The following is a 17,201-nucleotide window of genomic DNA, read 5'->3' on the forward strand; positions in this document are numbered from 1 at the left end:
CATTTCTAGAAGTGTGGGTTAGCCTGGGATTGTAAAATTATTCCGGGAGGGGGTATGAATACTGATCAGAAAGCCCTCTATAAAAGGATTAAAGCCTTTTCAGTCGATCACTCTAATAGTGAATTTCCATTTAGTCAGCGCTTGGCCCAGGAAAATGGTTGGTCGATTGACCAAACTCAACAAGCCATCAGCGAGTACAAAAAGTTCACTTTTTTAGCAGTTGTGGCTGATCATCCCGTTGCCCCTTCTGATCCTGTTGATCAAGTCTGGCATCTACACCTGCTTTACACCCACTCTTATTGGGATGAGTTTTGCCCCAACATTTTGCAGCAATCCCTCCATCATGGTCCGACCCAAGGAGGGAGAACAGAACAGGCAAAATTTCAGGATTGGTATGCAAAAACCCTTAGCAGCTATGTAACCTTCTTTGGCGAACCTCCCAGCAACATCTGGCCATCCCCTGAAGAGCGATTTAAAACCCACACTGCCTTCGTCCGAGTCGATACCAATTCTTCATGGATTCTGCCAAAACTCTGGTCGACTCTCAACCTGAGTTGGCTTATTCCTTGTGCGATTGTACTGCTGGGGTTAACGGCTTATACGCCTCTGTCGTCCATAAATACGTGGAATCCTCTTAACTTTAATGGCCCTGAGTTTCTTCGCTTTTACCTTGTGGTCATAGCAGTGGGTATCGCCACTGCACTGAGCCTGCGTTTCCATCTGCAACAACCTGAACCCATTGGCTCTGCTTCACCAAAACTTGATATCTATGAGGCCGCATATCTAGCGGAGGGGAGTTATCGAGCTGTTAATACTGCAATTGTAAATCTTGTGCAGCGGGGGCAAGTACAGCTAGACAAGCAGTCTCGATCTTTAGAGTTACTAGCAAACTCCCATGAAAGCAATCATGCTTTGGAACAGGCGATTCAGCAAGCGATTGCAACGGATAACAACATCGAGCATGTTCAAACATCTGTTCTACCGATCGCCATGGAAATTTCTCAAGATCTTGAAGGCCGGGGCATTCTTTTAAATGAGAGACAATCCAAACAGTTTCGACTCTATCCTGCAAGTGTAATCTTTACAGTTCTGTTACTGGGAGCCGGTAAATGTTTCATTGGGATTGAACGTCATAAACCGATTGGCTACCTTATGCTGTTATGTTTGGCGTTGCTGTATATAGGCTTTATGTTTCTAGCCGAGCGATTCCTTTATCGCAGCCGATTGGGTAACCGTCTTCTCAATGCCTTACGGACACAATACTCACACTTTAGACGGAATACAAAAGCTGAAGAATCATCCCAAAGCTTACCGGAACATGTAATGGCTTTTGCTTTATTTGGTTCGAGCGTATTGGCTGGAAGTTCGTTGGCAGATATAGGCAAAGTCTTAGTACCTAAACCCAGATTTAGCAATTCTATTGGAGGCGGTGGCAACTGTGGGGGAGGGTGTGGTAGTGGATGTGGGGGAGGCTGTGGAGGCGGTTGTGGAGGCGGTTGTGGGGGCTGCGGGGGAGGTTAAGTTTTTAGCTATTCTCCAAACAGCCAGGCAAAAAGACCAAGAACTAGACCCGCCGTTAACAGCTTGGGAATGCTCAGAGCGTGAAAGGCATCAATGGGCCAAAACAGCATCATTTTGGTGATTTGAATGCTAATTGCTAAAAGGACAATAAAAACAACAGCAGGCATACTTCCCCTCGGTTACTGCAGGTTTGCAACTTCAATGTAAGTGAGTTCAAGTCGGTTCTTTATTTTGGCTCTGATGGCTCAGTCGTTGCTGGTTGATTTGTTAAAACCGGATCAGAGGTTGGATCTTCTACAGATGACTTAGGTGTATTCTCCTTAGGGTTAGTTTGTGGTTCTTCGACTGATGGAACCCCTTTTGGTGGGGAAGTAGCAGGGGATTTCGATTCCGTATCAGAGTTGGTATCGTTTTTGGTATCGCTATCGGTTGGAGGGGTATCACTCTCAGATTGATCCGAAGATTCTGCTGATTGTTCCTCCTCCTTGGCTTTTTTTAGTTCGGCTCGCACCAACGCTTGAATCCGCTGATGCTCCTCAATACCTTCATAGGCATAGCGATTATAGCCATTATCCGTAATTAAAGTTTCGAGGTACTGAACCCGCTCCAGACTACCCGGATGAGTCGAGAACCACGGGGCAACAAAGGGTTTATCTTCCTTACTTAAGGTCACCATCAAATTGCGAAGACCATCTGCTGCATAGTTCGCAGATGCTAACAAGCGAGTTCCTAAAACATCTGCCTGTCGTTCCATCTCCCGGCTATAGTCAGCCACTACTACGCTAGTAAATAATCCACCGACATAAGGGATTAATCGAGTCAGTCCACCAGCTTCAGCGCTCTCCGTGGCAATTTGAAATCCATGGGAGAGGACTGCATGGGACAGTTCATGGGCAATTAATCCCGCTAACTCAGCTTCCGAGTTGCTTTTGAGGATGGCGCCGCCATTAATAAAGATTTTCCCTCCTGGTAATGCGAAGGCATTGAGCTTCTCATTGTTGACGACATAAAACTGATAATTGAATTCCCGTCCGGCTATTGGCGTTAGTTTTTGGGCAATTCGATCCACATAGGCTTGAACTTCTGGGTTTTCAATCAGAGGGAGTTGGCGTTTGGCACGATCTGCGATCGCATCTCCCACTGCCGACTCTCCCCTCAACAACAGAATAGAAGTCTGCAAAGCGGACAAACCAGGTATCGGGCTCCCTGTAATCGCAATCCCCAAAGCCCCTGTGATAAAACTACCAATCGTATTATTCGTAATCTGTGTACGCAGACGGGCCCGGAACCGATCCTGATACTCTTCCGATAAGCGTACAAACTCCGAGGCTTCTGTATGATCTGGATTCAATAGCGAAAACTGGCGGGCCGTGATCGAAGCCTCTAGCCATTGTTTAGCCCGAGTTTGCTGTTGCATGAGTCCTTTTTGCAACTCAGGTTGATTGGGATAAAGCGCAGCAGCCCGCGCCATTACCCCTAAAGCCTCATCATCTTTGCCATCCGCAACCAGTTCCTCTGCCAGTCGTAAATGCCCAGGTACAAATTCGGGATACTCCTTCACCAGCAGTCTCAGGGGCACAAAAATTCTTGTTTTTAGCTGGAGTTCCGAACCGGCTTGGGCTTCTCGCCAATACACCCGCCCACCAGGTGGCAATTGGGCTGGATCCTGTATCGGCTCAGCTGGAGGTTCAGCCATTGCACGATCTGAGAATGGGCGTTTCACCTGCTGATAGAGAGCTGTAGCAGCTTCGATTTGACCCGATTGATACAGCCGATCAGCCTCGATCAACACCTTTAGCCTAGCTTCTTCCTCCGGAGACTTTAATGTTTGATCATCTGCCTCACCTTTATCAAACCCCGTATCTATCTGATCAGATGCTTCACCAGGTTCAGCTAAGGATGGTTCGGAGGGAGCATCGGCTGTCTCTTCAGGCTGAGATAGATTACGATTGGCCTGAGCTACAGCTAAAGTCGAGGTTGAACTATCAGGCTGACTCCAGGGTGGAGAAGATAAATGGATATGTTTGGATGGTTGGCGCGAACTGATCTCTGAAGCTTCTGATAAGACAGGCAATAATTTAACCTGCTCAATCGCTACCCCATTCGTAGCTCCACTCACAAGGGAACTAACAACGGTCAGAAACAGACAGGATCTAAAAGCAACGAAGGCCATACTGCCTATAATATTAACGGCAACGAATGCTCTCTTCTAAAGCGCGATCTACACCAGCATTGGGTCAAGACAGTCAACAGAGATAGAGAGATCATCACAACCCCATCCAATGGGCCACTCAGATTTCCTAAGTATATGCTCTTAAATGGATGAAAATTATTTTATACCTGGCTATATCCAAAGTTTAGAGTCAGCTTTCGTAAGGTAGCCATCCACATATCGGGTGGATCGCAATAACGCTCTAGCTGAATAATCTGGTAGTGACTAGCGCTGCCCAAACCAGAGATCTCAATATAGTCTCCAGGCTTGACACCGTCTCTTTGGGTCGTCATGTAATAAAGACTTTGATCCGGCGAGGCCTCTAACACAAACTGATTATTGACATCTCGCCAAAGATATTGGTGCCACTTGCGTCCCGCTGCAAGGCATTGATAAGGATATGAGCGACTTCGATTCGTCAATTTACTCAATTTGACTTGAAGGGCATGAAGGCTCATGTAATATCTCCACTGAAAAATTGCTCAAAGCAAACCATATTTGTATTCTAGAGAACCATCGTGAAAAAGCTGTGAACGGGTATAGCGTTATTTTCTATTGATAAGCAAAAAATATTTCCTCCTAATCTACATACCATAGAATCTACCTACAGATAGGATTTATTTCTGAAGAGAGGTTGAATAATCTGGTAAGTTTTCTTACACAGAAATTGTCTCTAGCCTTTATATACAAAGCACATAAGTACATTAATTGACCATCCAGTTCTAAAAAACAGCTAATATTGATTCTTTACAAATAACGTTAATCAATCAAGCATTGTTAGTCTTGACCAAACAAGATTGCATAACTCTAAAAATTCGATCAGATCCTCTTTCTCTTAAGATTTATTTAATCTAAATGTTACGATTTCATTATTTTTAAGAAAAAATGGGTTTTTGAAGAATGTGGTGAATTGCTTGAAAAATTCCCACGTCCTTAGCCCGCTCCATTCGGTGGACTGGATTAAGAAGGATTACAATTCATTCATAAGATGCCGCGATTATTCTGCTAAGGACTGGCCAAATTTCCATGACTGATGTTCCTGTCTCTCGTATTCGAAATTTTTCCATCATTGCCCACATTGACCACGGGAAGTCGACCCTAGCGGATCGCCTGTTGCAAACCACCGGCACTGTGGCAGATCGAGAGATGAAAGAACAGTTTCTCGACAATATGGAACTAGAGCGAGAGCGAGGAATTACGATTAAGCTCCAAGCGGCTCGTATGGCCTACCAAGCATCTGACAAGGAAGATTACGTCCTTAATTTGATTGATACTCCTGGGCATGTTGATTTCTCCTATGAAGTCTCCCGATCTCTGGCCGCCTGTGAAGGTGCTTTGTTGGTGGTAGATGCGTCTCAAGGGGTAGAAGCACAAACGTTAGCCAATGTTTATCTCGCCATCGAACATGACTTAGAAATCATTCCCGTCCTCAACAAAATTGATTTACCCGGCGCTGAACCGGATCGGGTCAAGCAAGAGATTGAAGAGATTGTTGGCTTGGACTGTAGCGGAGCCATTCTGGCATCTGCCAAAACCGGAATCGGCATTGCAGAAATTCTGGAATCCATCGTCCATTTGGTCCCCCCACCGGAAGATACAACTCAAGAGCCTTTGCGAGCCTTGATTTTTGATAGCTATTACGATCTATATCGAGGAGTCGTGGTTTATTTCCGCGTGATGGATGGCACCGTCAAAAAAGGCGATCGCGTTCGCCTAATGGCATCCGGCAAGGAATACGACGTTGATGAATTAGGGGTACTGTCCCCCACCCAAGTTCAAGTGGACGAATTGCATGCTGGGGAAGTGGGTTACTTTGCTGCTGCGATTAAAGCCGTTGAAGATGCCCGAGTCGGTGACACAATTACCCTAGCCAAAGCCCAAGCAGCTGAACCACTACCTGGCTATGTAGAAGCTAAACCCATGGTATTTTGCGGCATGTTTCCCACCGATGCCGATCAATTCCCAGATTTACGAGATGCTTTAGAACGTCTCAAACTCAATGATGCGGCGTTGAATTATGAACCAGAAACCTCTAGTGCCATGGGATTTGGGTTTCGGTGCGGGTTCTTAGGCCTCCTACATATGGAGATCGTGCAAGAACGCTTGGAGCGAGAATATAACTTGGATTTGATCATTACGGCTCCCTCGGTGGTTTATCGGATCACAACCCTAAAAGGCGAAACCTTGCTGATCGATAACCCTAGTTCCCTCCCAGACCCTCAACATCGCGAAAAAATCGAGGAACCGTTTGTTCAGGTCGATATGATTACCCCTGAAGAATATGTCGGCACTCTGATGGAGCTAGGGCAGAGCCGTCGCGGTACCTTCAAGGATATGAAATATCTCACCCCAGGGCGAACGACCCTGGTGTACGAGTTGCCCTTAGCTGAAGTGGTCACTGACTTCTTTGATCAGATGAAGTCTCGTTCTCGCGGATATGCCAGCATGGAATACCATTTGATTGGCTATCGTGAAAATCCCCTGGTCAAGCTAGATATATTGATTAACGCCGATCCCGTTGACTCCCTAGCGGCGATTGTCCATCGAGATAAGGCTTATTATACAGGGCGCGCTTTGGTGAGTAAGCTACGAGAGTTGATTCCCAGACATCAATTTAAGATTCCGATACAAGCTGCGATTGGAGCTAAGGTGATTGCCAGTGAAAGCATTCCAGCGCTTAGGAAAGACGTATTAGCGAAATGCTATGGTGGCGACGTTTCTCGAAAGCGCAAGCTCCTAGAAAAGCAAAAGGCAGGTAAAAAGCGAATGAAGTCCGTAGGAAGAGTTGATGTTCCTCAAGAAGCCTTTATGGCTGTTCTGAGGATTACGGATGAATAAATTCAATTTCCTCCCAGAACAGGAAAGCCCCTAGCAAATAATTTCTAGGGGCAGCTATGGCTTATCAACCTACTCAGGATGCCCATTTTTAGGTAGCTTTGGCGCTTTACAAACAAAAAAAGTTTGGAGTCAGTATCAATTTTTTTTGATGCTTTGGCTATAATCCAGTTAGTTTGATGGGGGACGTCAGCCCATATTTTGATGCATATTAGCGCTTATCGTTGAAACCATGCGGTCAGGGCAACTGCTAGAGCATCTGCCGCGTCATCTGGCCGAGGCAAGCAATCTAAGCAGAGTTCTCTGGCAACGGCTTCTTGCACAGCAACTTTATCTGCTGCGCCATATCCAGTTAGAGCCAACTTAATCTGGGCCGGCGTGTATTCAATAATGGGAAGCTGATGCTGTGCTAAGACCAGCAAGACAACCCCACGAGCTTGAGCCACCAAAATCGTATTGCCCATACGATAGAAGAAAAGTTTTTCTATCGCCACCACATCAGGCTGATGGGTGTTGAGAACTTGATGTAAGTCCTCATAAATAATCTGCAATCGTTTCCCAATATCTGTTTTGGCTGGTGTTTGAATAATTCCGAAGTCAAGGAGTTCAAGGTTATCAGACTCTGTACAAATCACCCCGAAGCCTAAGGACGCTAATCCCGGATCTAAACCCAAAATCTTTTTTGTCACTATTGATAGAGCAGCCTTTAAGCACAACGTATGACAATAGGCTACAGTCATGAGGGCTTCAGAATAGGTTTACGCCCCACATTGGCCTCGATTCTCTATCCTAGGATTCTTATAATAGTAAGGCGTTATGTCATTAACTGACCTTCAACTTGTATAGGAGCAGTCTGTACTGTTTCAGCTTGATTTTTACCTTCCTTATAGAAACCCATAGAAACCGGAATGACTTTCCCTATCTATCTCAGCCTTATCCCTTTACAGACTCCTTTGATTGCGGGCTTTTTTTTACCCATTGATGGCCTCTTCTCCACCCAAGGGGTAATGGTGATGCTTTTAGCTGCCTATGCTGGGGCCATGTGGATGTTCCTGTCGAGTGCGCCCAAGGTGCATACTCTGATGGTGTCAGATCTAGAATTAGCCCGCCAGTTTTTTGAAGGAGAGCTGCAGTTACGAACGGCAGAAGTCCCCCTTCACTACTACTACAACTATGAGCAAACCTTAGGCCTATCAGGGATAGATCCTCTCTATATGTCTACGGACTTTGGCCGACCAGCTATGCAGCAATTAAGCGGAACGGATGGCTTTTGGTATCAACTCAAAAAAAATGTCCAGTTGCATGTGATTGGTGGTGCAAGTATTGGGGACAAAAATAGACAGCGTCATGTTTGCTTTGACCATGACTGCCTAGAGCAGATTTTGATGAAGGTGCAAACCCGCTATGTGAAATATAAGATTCGGCGTGAAAAACCACTAAACTTCTTAGTTAAGACCTACGAAGGTGCTGTAATAGAATTTGCAGAAGTTTCTAATTAGCGCAAGTCATGTCTTTCTCTTGGCAATCCGTCAAATCCTATCAAGATATCCTGTATCACAAAGCTGACGGCATTGCCAAAATCACCATTAATCGGCCCCATAAACGGAACGCCTTTCGGCCCCAAACAATTTTTGAACTTTATGATGCCTTTATCGACGCTCGAGAAGACCCGAGCCTTGGGGTTATTTTGCTCACTGGGGCCGGTCCCCATACAGATGGTAAATATGCGTTTTGCTCTGGTGGGGATCAAAGTATTCGAGGGGAAGCGGGCTATGTCGGCGATGATGGCGTTCCCCGTCTGAATGTTCTCGATCTTCAACGGTTAATTCGGTCGATCCCTAAAGTCGTAATTGCTCTTGTCGCAGGATATGCCATTGGTGGCGGACATGTCTTGCACTTGATCTGCGATCTATCCATTGCGGCAGACAATGCCATTTTTGGCCAAACAGGCCCCAAAGTGGGCAGCTTTGATGGCGGTTTTGGGGCGAGCTATCTAGCCCGGGTGGTGGGCCAAAAGAAGGCCCGAGAAATATGGTTTCTCTGCCGCCAATACGATGCCCAAGCAGCCTTGTCGATGGGCTTAGTGAATACAGTCGTTCCAGTCGCAGAACTCGAAGCGGAAGGGATTCAGTGGGCTCAAGAGATTTTACAGAAAAGTCCGTTGGCCATCCGCTGTCTTAAAGCTGCTTTTAACGCAGATTGTGATGGGCAGGCCGGTATTCAAGAATTGGCTGGGAATGCCACGTTGTTGTTTTACATGAATGAAGAAAGTGCAGAGGGGAAAAATGCCTTTCTCGAAAAACGCGATCCGAATTTTCGGCAATTTCCTTGGCGGCCTTGATGAGCCATGGGATGATCCTAAGCTGAAGAGCGGCATCCCATGTCAGCATTGGCTAATTACAGTTCAGGGAGCAAGTTTGACTTGCTCCCTGACGTTTAAATGGTTTTTGAATTGATCTGAAGACTCAGACTGGGTTTAAAGGTTTTGATAAATCGCATCAATGGTTATAGATGCCGTCTAAAGTGTTGGGGTTAGAACTCGGCGAGCAGATACAGTCTCTAATTGATAGGGTTCAATGGATTTCTGTTGATGACTAACGGAGAGAACCTCTATGGTAGAAGAAAAACTTGGGATCATTAGAGAACACGCTTTCCACTCCCCACGAACTGGAGCCCCAAGCCGCTGACACTGTCCGCCTCGTCTTCCCTCTGGTGAGTAATGTTGACAATAGCGGCAGGCAAAGGTGGGAGAACTCAAATTTTTCATAGAGTGAGTTGAAAATCAGTAGTTTAATAAACAGAAAAACTTCGTAATATTTGTTAATGCTTTCGAAGCATTTCCTTAGTTTTGCTAAGGATTTCTGTAGTGGGTTATTAGCCTTCTTTATATTAGGTTTCCCAAATTTCGGGTTTGTACCATTGGATGGCCGATAAAACCTTTAATAGCAAGCTGTTAGGTGATCCCCTGCCATTAAAGCTGCATTCATCTTTTCTTTATGTTTGACATAAGCAATCCTATAAAAAACTTTAAAACAGGTCTTCGGGTTCGATGAATGAAAGACCTAGTCTGCATTCCCAGAAAAAATATAAATTACAAACATGGGGCAATGGTTAGGGTACCCTGATGAATCGGTCAGGGAGCCAGCAAGGTCAAAAAACTCACTATTGGCCTAGTCGTATCTTTGTATAGATTCGCAAAACTTATCGTCAATTTGGCTACTAATTCTCATAAGTTTGTGCGAAAACAAGAAAAAAAATTGTTAAGGATTTTGTTTCAGGAATAGAAAAGAAAACGTGATGAAAATTGCTAGCTGGAATGTAAATTCTATCCGAACACGCTTGGAACATGTTTTGGATTGGTTATATACCCAATCGATAGATGTTTTATGTCTGCAGGAAACGAAGGTTATTGATGAAGACTTCCCGAAAGCCTCTTTTGAAGAAGAAGGTTACCAGGTCTATGTTTCAGGGCAAAAAGCTTATAACGGCGTGGCTTTAATCAGTCGGACGACTCTTTCTGAGGTCAGTTCTGGGTTCACCCCCTTACTGGGTCCAGACTTGACCCAGCACTATGACCAACAAAAACGGCTGATCACGGGGATCATTTCACCAGGGGTTCGCATTTTAAATCTTTATGTTCCCAATGGCTCGGAAATAGACAGTGATAAATATGTCTACAAATTAGAGTGGTTGGAGCTATTACATCACTATGTTGAGAAGTTGCTATCTCAAGATCCCCAGCATCTTCTCATCTGTGGTGATTTTAATATTGCTCTAGACGATCGAGATATGCATGATCCGTCCAAGCGGGAGGCCCATATTATGTCTACAGATCGGGAGCGACAGGCTTTGCAAAAGGTTCTGGCGCTTGGATTAGAAGATGTCTTCCGAAAGTTCAACTCTAAGTCCGAGCAGTTTAGCTGGTGGAATTATCGGGCAGGTTCTTTTCAACGGAATAAGGGTTGGCGGATTGACCATCACTATTTAACGCCAACCTTATATGAACAGGCAACGGCTTGCACAATTGACGCAGCCCCTCGTCGGTTACCCAAACCGAGCGATCATGCTCCCGTTGTGGTTGAGATCGATACTCAAAACTTATAGGTAAGAAAACTAAGAAACCTCTGGCGCCATGGAACAACGGGGGCAAGGCAACATAATTTGTAGCCAGGCTCCGCCAGTTTGGGGATGGTTGCGGGCCCGAATGGTGCCACCATGGGCCAGGATGATTTGCTGTGCGATCGCAAGTCCTAAACCACTCCCTCCCAAAGGAGCCACAGCGGAAGGTTGCTCCTGTTCTGATAGGGCGACAGAAGTCGCTTGAATAACATCTGACGTGCCTAGAGGTTGCAAACTCACTGCCTCAGGATTTCCCATCGGCACAGTCCCTCTCACTCTGGAGGGATCAGAACGATAGAAACGCTTAAAAATATGGGGCAGGGACTCTGCCGAAAAACCTGACCCCGTATCAATAATATCGATACATAGGCGTTGCCCCCGTTCACCCTCTTCCGCGGACTGAACGACTTCTACCTGGACAATAATGGGCTGATCCACCGGACTGTACTTAATCGCATTGTCAATCAGATTCAGGAACACCCGATACAGTCGATTCTTGTCGACGTTTAAAGTGCAGTCTTCCACCCCCTGGTAAAACAAAGATAGATTCCGCTGCTGAGCTAAAGGTTCCAAATTCAGCCAAGCCTTATGAATCAGACTGGGGACATTAACGGGTTGCAGTTTCAAAGTTTGGGCTTGATTGAACGTAATTCGACTCAGTTCAAGTAAATCTTTCACCAAGTCGCTGAGGCGGGTGACCTCTTGCAATAAGCGATCAATATGGGAGCGATGTTGCCAACTAATGCGGGGCTCAAGGGTTTCCACCATGAGGCGAATGGACGTAAGGGGGGTCTTCAGTTCATGGGCTACATCTGAAGTCCAGCGATCTCGATCCTCAGCCAAATTTTTGGTTTCAGTTCGATCCTCAATAAACACACCTACATGACCTTCTGGCAAAGGAATACCATAAGCTCTCAGGGGCCACTCTTGAGCCCGCTCAGACAGATGCATAATCCACTCAATTTGATGCTCTTGCTGACCTGAGCGAACCTGACTAATTAATTGATCCAGCTCAATGGAACGCACAACTTCTAGGAGGAGGCGGTTGGGCCAAGCGTCCCAAGAACGACTTTGCAGTTTCAACAGATCGCAAGCTCGTTCGTTAATCCAATACAAATTGTCAGCACCATTGACCTGCAGATATCCAACCGGGGCTCGGCGCAGAATATCTTGCCATCCCAACAGCTCTTGTTCATTGAGCTGGAGTTGATCTTGAAGTTGCAGGGTAACCCGAGATAATCGACTCAAGGGAGACAGGGTCGGCCGATAGGGATCACTGGGCAGGGTACGAATGATTCGTTCCAGTTGGTGATTGAAATGACGAGCAGACCAAGCAAGCAGTCCCAGACCAAGACCTAATCCTGCAAGGAACCATACTAATTGCACAAGACTCTCCGTTATTTAAGCTTGAGATGCCCTCCAACCGCTCTTATCCAAACCGATAGCCAAATCCTCTAATGGTGACTAAGTAATCAGGATTACTGGGGTCAAGTTCTATTTTTTCCCGTAGCCAACGAATATGTACATCGACCGTTTTGCTATCGCCGATATAGTCTGGCCCCCAAATCTTTTCGAGAATCTGCTCCCTTGGCCACACTCGCCGGGGATAGCTCATAAATAATTCTAAAATCCTGAATTCTTTGGGCGATAGATTGACTTCTTCATCTCGCACCATGACCCGACATTCATCAGGATGCAAACTGATCTCACGACAGGTGAGCAGGGTGCCTTGAGGGTCAGTATTATTCAGCCGCTGTCGTCTTAAGAGAGCCCGACAGCGAGCGATCAGTTCCCGCATGCCAAAGGGCTTCGTGAGATAGTCGTCAGCACCCACTTCCAGACCGACAACCCGATCGGCTTCCGTATCCTTGGCACTCAACATCAGTACCGGAACCGTCGAGCCTTCCCGACGAATAAACCGGCACAGATCAATGCCATTAATGCCAGGCAGCATAATATCTAAAATAATCAGGTCTAGGGTGGATGCCTGCTGCGATCGCGACTTAAAAAGCTGAATGACATCCAGGGCTGTTTGGCCATCCGCAGCCGTGATTACCCGATATCCCTCACTTTGTAGTGCGGGAGCAATAGTTTCCCGAATATTTTCTTCATCTTCCACTAACAGAATCTGACCCATTGTGGTCGGAAGTTGCTCAAACGAACGCGCATTCGGGTCAGCAGATAGCATACAGAATTTTACTTAAACGGCCATAGGCCGATTCTAACATTGAATCTTCGGGGAACCGTTGACCTGAAAGGGGTTTAACCGAAGCATAACCTAAATATTATCGATTTACTGGGGGAATTAATGAATCGGCCTTGATTTTGCCGCACCTTTGCTGATCGTTGCCAAATATAGCCCCGTTAAGATGATAAAGAAGGCAACCCAATTCAATACGTTGAGCTGCTCTCCAAACACTTTCCAAGCTAGAAGAGCCGTAATTAAGGGTTCCATCAGCATAAACACAGAGACAAAGCCCGACGTAAATTGCTTGAGGCAGTAAGCTAGCAGGCCTTGCCCTAATCCTTGGCTAATCACGCCTAAGGCAATAACCGCTAGCCAAACCGTTGTAGAAGTTGGAAATAGCTGATTCCCCCCCACCAACACAACCGGAATCGTCAACAGCCCAGTCACCACACAGGAGGACAGCATGATGGTTGTGGTGGTAAACCGCGTCCGCAGTTTTTCAATGACCAAAAAATTGGCAGCGTAGAAAACGGCAGATAACAAAGCCGCCCCATCCCCTACCAGACCACTCGTACCGACCTGGAAATCACCGACGCCAATAATTAACACTCCAGTAATCGCTAAGCTCATCCCCATCAGGAATTGGCGATTAAAGCGATGCCCTAGAAACAGCCACCCTCCCAAGGTTGCAAACAAGGGCGTCATGTTATGGAGGAGATTAGAATTCGCCACACTAGTTTGGGTGAGGGACCAAGCCCAAGACCCAGCCCGACCGTAAATCAGGATGCCCAAACACCCAAACCAGAGTAAATCACGAATTTGAATCGATTGGGATGTCTGATCGGTTTCTGCAGGAGGTTGGCGAAACTGTTGGAAGCCGCTCCACATACCTAACGCCAAAGACGCAATCCAAAAGCGGTTAAAAATGGTCGCGCTGGCCGTTAGCTCTTCTTCACTTAACCGGGTAAATATTGCTGAACACGACAAAATACAGACGGCAGCAAGCAAAGCAGCAAAAGGCAAAATAGATGCAGTCTGCGATGCAGGTTGTTCGTAAAGAGCTTCTAGAACTTGTGGATCAGCAGGCCGCTCTAAGGTTTCAAGAGTCTGCTGAGGCCGCTCTAGGTCTTTGGTAATCATTATTGAGTCAGTGGTGAAGAGTGGGCTGTCGCGAGGTTAATGATCCCCATTATTATGTAATGTTACGAGACCCCTGAACAAAATATATATTGTGTAATTTTTTGATACATTTCTTGCGCAATGCGGTGTTTTTATGGTGACAGCATTAAAAAGAATTGAATAACGACCGCATTGGCAATATCCATGCAGCAAGCTCCCAATAAAGGAATGACCAGCAAGGCTTTGGGAGAAGGTCCATAGCGCTGGGTAATCGTGGTCATATTTGCCATGCCCACGGGCATAGCTCCTAGAACCATTCCCGTAAAACCAGCACAAATCACGCTGGCATCATAATCATGACCTGCAGCCCAAAACACCACAAAATAGGCAAATAGCCCGGCACAAAGGGTTTGGACGCCCAAAATAATCAGCAAGGGACCAGCCGTTTGCATCCATGACAGGATTTGCAAGTTCATCAAACTCATGACCAGGAAAAGCTGCAGGCTAACGTCATTCCAAAAGGACAGGGCTGTATCGTTGATCGAAATATTTCCCCAATCTAGGAGATTGATCAGGAGAATAGCCACCAGCATAATAGGCAAAAATCGGGGCAAAACAATGCCCCAATCCAGCGTGAACAGATGTATTCCCAGTCCCACACTTAGGGATGTCGCAATTAACATTACAATCCCAAACATGCCTTCCAAACTCGTTGGCATCGTTACTGGGCTTTCCGCCACAACATCAGGGGGAGGGGATAGGGACTCCAGCTCAAACCGGCGAATCAAATGCTGACTAATGGGTCCCGCGAAAACCCCTCCCACAATCAGCCCTAAGGTGGCAGCTGCTAAGCTAAATTCCAATGCACCAGTCCACCCTTGGGCCTCAAGCAATGTTCCCCAGGTGATCGCTGTACCATGACCCCCTACAAAGGCAATCGTCCCTCCGAGCAGTCCAAAAATAGGAGGGCAACCGACTAAGCAGGCCACCCCGATCCCGACTGCATTTTGCAGGAATAAAAAGGCAATCATCACCCCAATCACAGCAGCAAGGGTTTTTCCCCCTTCTTTCAGCTGCTTAAAGCGAGCAGCTAGGCCAATCGTGCTAAAGAAGATCAACAGCAGGTTGTCGCGCAAGCTCAGATCAAACCGTAAATGCCAAGGTGTGCATAGGTTGACATAGGCCACCAGGCCACAGCCAATAAGTCCTCCCGAAACGGCAGCAGGAATATTCAGGGTTCTGAGGAGAGGGAGGGTGCGGGTCAGAAGGATGCCAATCCCAAGAATAAAAATGCTGATTAGTAGAAAGGTTAAACAGTCAATGTCAACAACGGTCTCAATCATGAAGCCCGCCGATTGAGGAACGCGACACATTCCACATGGGACGTTTGAGGAAAAAAGTCGACGGGTTGGACTCGTGTCAAGTCATATTGTCCTGATTGACACAGCAAATTCAAATCCCGAGCAAGGGTCGCGGAATGGCAACTGACATAGACGATTTGCGCAGGCTTGAGAGCCAGGAGTTGTTCAATCACACTTTGGTGGCAGCCTTTACGAGGCGGATCTAACAGCACCAGATCCGGAACAAAAGGCAGCTCCCTTAAGCACGCTTTGGCCGTCCCAGCAGCAAACGTTACGTTGCTAATTTGATTAAGGGTGGCATTGGTCTGGGCTTGGTCTACGGCTGCGGCCTGCAATTCAATCCCAATAATCTCTTTAACTCGCTGAGCTAGGGGAAGCGTAAGAGTACCAATCCCGCAGTACAGATCAACAACCTGTTCGCTGCCCATAAGCTGAAGGTGATCGAAAAGGGTATTGAGCAAAACTTCCGCTTGTTCAGTATGCACCTGGAAAAAGGTATCATGACGGAGCTGAAAGGTTAACCCCGCAAAGGTTTCTTGCAAATAGTGGTGACCGGCAATGCAAGTGGAGTCATGGCCAAAGATACGATTGGTTCGATGGGGATTGAAGTTCAGACTAATTCCCACTAGTCGGGGATAGCGCTCCAGCCACTCCTGTACTTGGGCATCTAGATCGACTAATTCAGATAAAGATTGGTTCGGTTTGGCATTAATAATCAACGTCATTAGAATTTCTCCCGTCCGTCGACCGATGCGGATCGAGAGGTGGCGAATCAGACCCCGATGATTTTGTTCGTTATAGATGGGCCAATCTTGCTTTTGAATATCTTCTTTAATTTCCGCTAAAAACGAATTAAAGTGAGGATCTTGAACGGGGCATTGATTGAGATTAATGAGCTTGTGGCTCCCTTTGCGGTAATACCCTGCCTGGACTCGGTTGGTGTTGGGGCTTAACACAATGGGATAGGTTACCTTATTGCGGTACTCAATCGGAGATGGAGCAGCCAGCACTGGCTCGACAACAGGGGACTGGAATTTACCGATTCGCTCTAGGGCTTGAATCACATGATTCTGCTTGGCAACCAACTGATAGGCGTAGTCTACCTGCTGCCACTGACACCCCCCACACTTATCAGCCACAATGCATTGCGGCCGCACTCGGTGAGGTGAGGCCTGCTTTATACTTTGAAGCTGACCGTGGGCATATCTGGGTTTAACCCGAATCAACCGAACAGTGATGTGATCGCCAGGTACGGTGTTGGGGACAAAAACAACCAGATTTTGGTTTCCCCATCGACCCACCCCATCTCCAGTCGGACTGAGATCTGTAATCTCTAGATCCACTAGGCTACCTTGTTGCCAATGGCTTTCTGGTCGTTGTTGTTCCTGGGCATTTTGAAGGTTATCCACTGGCATAAATTGATGCACTAACAATTGGGATAAATAAGACGGCGGCTGTCTTAAGCTGAGGCTCTAAATGGGCCAAGGCTGATTAACACTGCCATAGCTATATAGGCAAAAAAGTGATAGCTCCGTTAATTCAGGCTTTTTATCGTATACGAATATCTGGCTAATTACCTTTTTTCCCCCACTAACATTTATGAATGTCTCCCCAAACAGTGACTTTAAGGGAAATAAGTACCGTTTATTTGCTGAACTTATTCCCTTGACGAACAAATAAGTTACTCTATCTTTTTTAGAGCTGCAATTAAATTTTATTTATGCAAACAATATTAAGATTCGGAGAATAGCGGATCCTTAACCCCTTACTATTTTCTTATTCCCAAATGTGAACCGCTTTGTTGCTTGTGTAAAAAGATAAAGCATTAGATTAGTTCACCCTAGAG

14 protein-coding genes are annotated in these 17,201 nt (G+C 46.3%); 5 read left to right on the forward strand and 9 right to left on the reverse strand.

From position 1 onward, the window contains the following. Positions 1 to 54: 54 nt before the first annotated feature. The gene (locus AM1_RS23790) at positions 55 to 1,521 is read left to right on the forward strand and encodes a TIGR04222 domain-containing membrane protein (RefSeq protein WP_012165471.1); all 1,467 of its coding nucleotides are present in this window, start codon (positions 55 to 57) and stop codon (positions 1,519 to 1,521) included. A gap of 8 nt (positions 1,522 to 1,529) precedes the next feature. Here AM1_RS23790 and AM1_RS42295 read toward each other — a convergent pair whose 3' ends face one another. The 3 genes from AM1_RS42295 to AM1_RS23800 all read right to left on the reverse strand — a co-directional run bounded on the left by AM1_RS42295 (position 1,530) and on the right by AM1_RS23800 (position 4,191). Then, positions 1,530 to 1,688, reverse strand: coding sequence for a hypothetical protein (locus AM1_RS42295; RefSeq protein WP_012165472.1), 159 nt, complete (start codon positions 1,686 to 1,688; stop codon positions 1,530 to 1,532). A 59-nt stretch (positions 1,689 to 1,747) separates the two neighbouring features. Then, entirely contained in the window at positions 1,748 to 3,640 is a 1,893-nt protein-coding gene (locus AM1_RS23795) for a M48 family metallopeptidase (RefSeq protein ID WP_187152902.1), read from the reverse strand. A 215-nt stretch (positions 3,641 to 3,855) separates the two neighbouring features. After that, the gene (locus AM1_RS23800; protein ID WP_012165474.1) at positions 3,856 to 4,191 is read right to left on the reverse strand and encodes a hypothetical protein; all 336 of its coding nucleotides are present in this window, start codon (positions 4,189 to 4,191) and stop codon (positions 3,856 to 3,858) included. Positions 4,192 to 4,759: 568 nt separating this feature from the next. Between AM1_RS23800 and lepA the strand changes: the two genes are divergently transcribed. Continuing rightward, positions 4,760 to 6,571, forward strand: coding sequence for a translation elongation factor 4 (gene lepA, locus AM1_RS23805; protein ID WP_012165475.1), 1,812 nt, complete (start codon positions 4,760 to 4,762; stop codon positions 6,569 to 6,571). Between the two features lie 215 nt (positions 6,572 to 6,786). On the opposite strand, the gene ruvC is transcribed toward lepA, so the two are convergent. Then, entirely contained in the window at positions 6,787 to 7,257 is a 471-nt protein-coding gene (gene ruvC / locus AM1_RS23810) for a crossover junction endodeoxyribonuclease RuvC (RefSeq protein WP_012165476.1), read from the reverse strand. Positions 7,258 to 7,476: 219 nt separating this feature from the next. Here ruvC and AM1_RS23815 point away from each other — a divergent pair, with 219 nt between their 5' ends. The 3 genes from AM1_RS23815 (at position 7,477) to xth (ending at position 10,672) form a co-directional block, all read left to right on the forward strand. Then, the gene (locus AM1_RS23815; RefSeq protein ID WP_012165477.1) at positions 7,477 to 8,067 is read left to right on the forward strand and encodes a VOC family protein; all 591 of its coding nucleotides are present in this window, start codon (positions 7,477 to 7,479) and stop codon (positions 8,065 to 8,067) included. A gap of 8 nt (positions 8,068 to 8,075) precedes the next feature. Then, a complete protein-coding gene (menB, locus tag AM1_RS23820; protein ID WP_010477705.1) occupies positions 8,076 to 8,909 on the forward strand; it encodes a 1,4-dihydroxy-2-naphthoyl-CoA synthase in 834 nt (277 codons plus the stop codon). Between the two features lie 956 nt (positions 8,910 to 9,865). Next, a complete protein-coding gene (gene xth, locus AM1_RS23825) occupies positions 9,866 to 10,672 on the forward strand; it encodes an exodeoxyribonuclease III (RefSeq protein WP_012165479.1) in 807 nt (268 codons plus the stop codon). A gap of 9 nt (positions 10,673 to 10,681) precedes the next feature. On the opposite strand, the gene AM1_RS23830 is transcribed toward xth, so the two are convergent. From AM1_RS23830 to rlmD, 5 genes are all read right to left on the reverse strand, one after another. Then, positions 10,682 to 12,073 (reverse strand): sensor histidine kinase, encoded by a 1,392-nt coding sequence (locus tag AM1_RS23830; protein ID WP_012165480.1) that lies wholly within the window; start codon positions 12,071 to 12,073, stop codon positions 10,682 to 10,684. A 43-nt stretch (positions 12,074 to 12,116) separates the two neighbouring features. Further along, complete coding sequence (locus AM1_RS23835; RefSeq protein ID WP_010477699.1) at positions 12,117 to 12,875, reverse strand: response regulator transcription factor; 759 nt, start codon at positions 12,873 to 12,875, stop codon at positions 12,117 to 12,119. A 117-nt stretch (positions 12,876 to 12,992) separates the two neighbouring features. After that, entirely contained in the window at positions 12,993 to 14,015 is a 1,023-nt protein-coding gene (locus AM1_RS23840; protein WP_012165482.1) for a DMT family transporter, read from the reverse strand. A 131-nt stretch (positions 14,016 to 14,146) separates the two neighbouring features. Continuing rightward, positions 14,147 to 15,337, reverse strand: coding sequence for a sodium/glutamate symporter (gene gltS / locus AM1_RS23845; RefSeq protein WP_012165483.1), 1,191 nt, complete (start codon positions 15,335 to 15,337; stop codon positions 14,147 to 14,149). Next, positions 15,334 to 16,770, reverse strand: coding sequence for a 23S rRNA (uracil(1939)-C(5))-methyltransferase RlmD (gene rlmD / locus AM1_RS23850; protein ID WP_012165484.1), 1,437 nt, complete (start codon positions 16,768 to 16,770; stop codon positions 15,334 to 15,336). Before rlmD ends, gltS begins: the two co-directional genes overlap by 4 nt. Positions 16,771 to 17,201: the final 431 nt, after the last annotated feature.

Source organism: Acaryochloris marina MBIC11017, from assembly GCF_000018105.1.
GTDB lineage: Bacteria > Cyanobacteriota > Cyanobacteriia > Thermosynechococcales > Thermosynechococcaceae > Acaryochloris > Acaryochloris marina.

What these genes read in the sequence shown, in the direction of transcription:
- menB (WP_010477705.1), top strand. Translation starts at nt 8,076, where the DNA reads ATGTCTTTCTCTTGGCAATCCGTCAAATCCTATCAAGATATCCTGTAT.
- xth (WP_012165479.1), top strand. Translation starts at nt 9,866, where the DNA reads ATGAAAATTGCTAGCTGGAATGTAAATTCTATCCGAACACGCTTGGAA.
- AM1_RS23815 (WP_012165477.1), top strand. Translation starts at nt 7,477, where the DNA reads ATGACTTTCCCTATCTATCTCAGCCTTATCCCTTTACAGACTCCTTTG.
- AM1_RS23840 (WP_012165482.1), bottom strand. Translation starts at nt 14,015, where the DNA reads ATGATTACCAAAGACCTAGAGCGGCCTCAGCAGACTCTTGAAACCTTA.
- AM1_RS23835 (WP_010477699.1), bottom strand. Translation starts at nt 12,875, where the DNA reads ATGCTATCTGCTGACCCGAATGCGCGTTCGTTTGAGCAACTTCCGACC.
- rlmD (WP_012165484.1), bottom strand. Translation starts at nt 16,770, where the DNA reads ATGCCAGTGGATAACCTTCAAAATGCCCAGGAACAACAACGACCAGAA.
- AM1_RS42295 (WP_012165472.1), bottom strand. Translation starts at nt 1,688, where the DNA reads ATGCCTGCTGTTGTTTTTATTGTCCTTTTAGCAATTAGCATTCAAATC.
- lepA (WP_012165475.1), top strand. Translation starts at nt 4,760, where the DNA reads ATGACTGATGTTCCTGTCTCTCGTATTCGAAATTTTTCCATCATTGCC.
- gltS (WP_012165483.1), bottom strand. Translation starts at nt 15,337, where the DNA reads ATGATTGAGACCGTTGTTGACATTGACTGTTTAACCTTTCTACTAATC.
- AM1_RS23800 (WP_012165474.1), bottom strand. Translation starts at nt 4,191, where the DNA reads ATGAGCCTTCATGCCCTTCAAGTCAAATTGAGTAAATTGACGAATCGA.
- AM1_RS23790 (WP_012165471.1), top strand. Translation starts at nt 55, where the DNA reads ATGAATACTGATCAGAAAGCCCTCTATAAAAGGATTAAAGCCTTTTCA.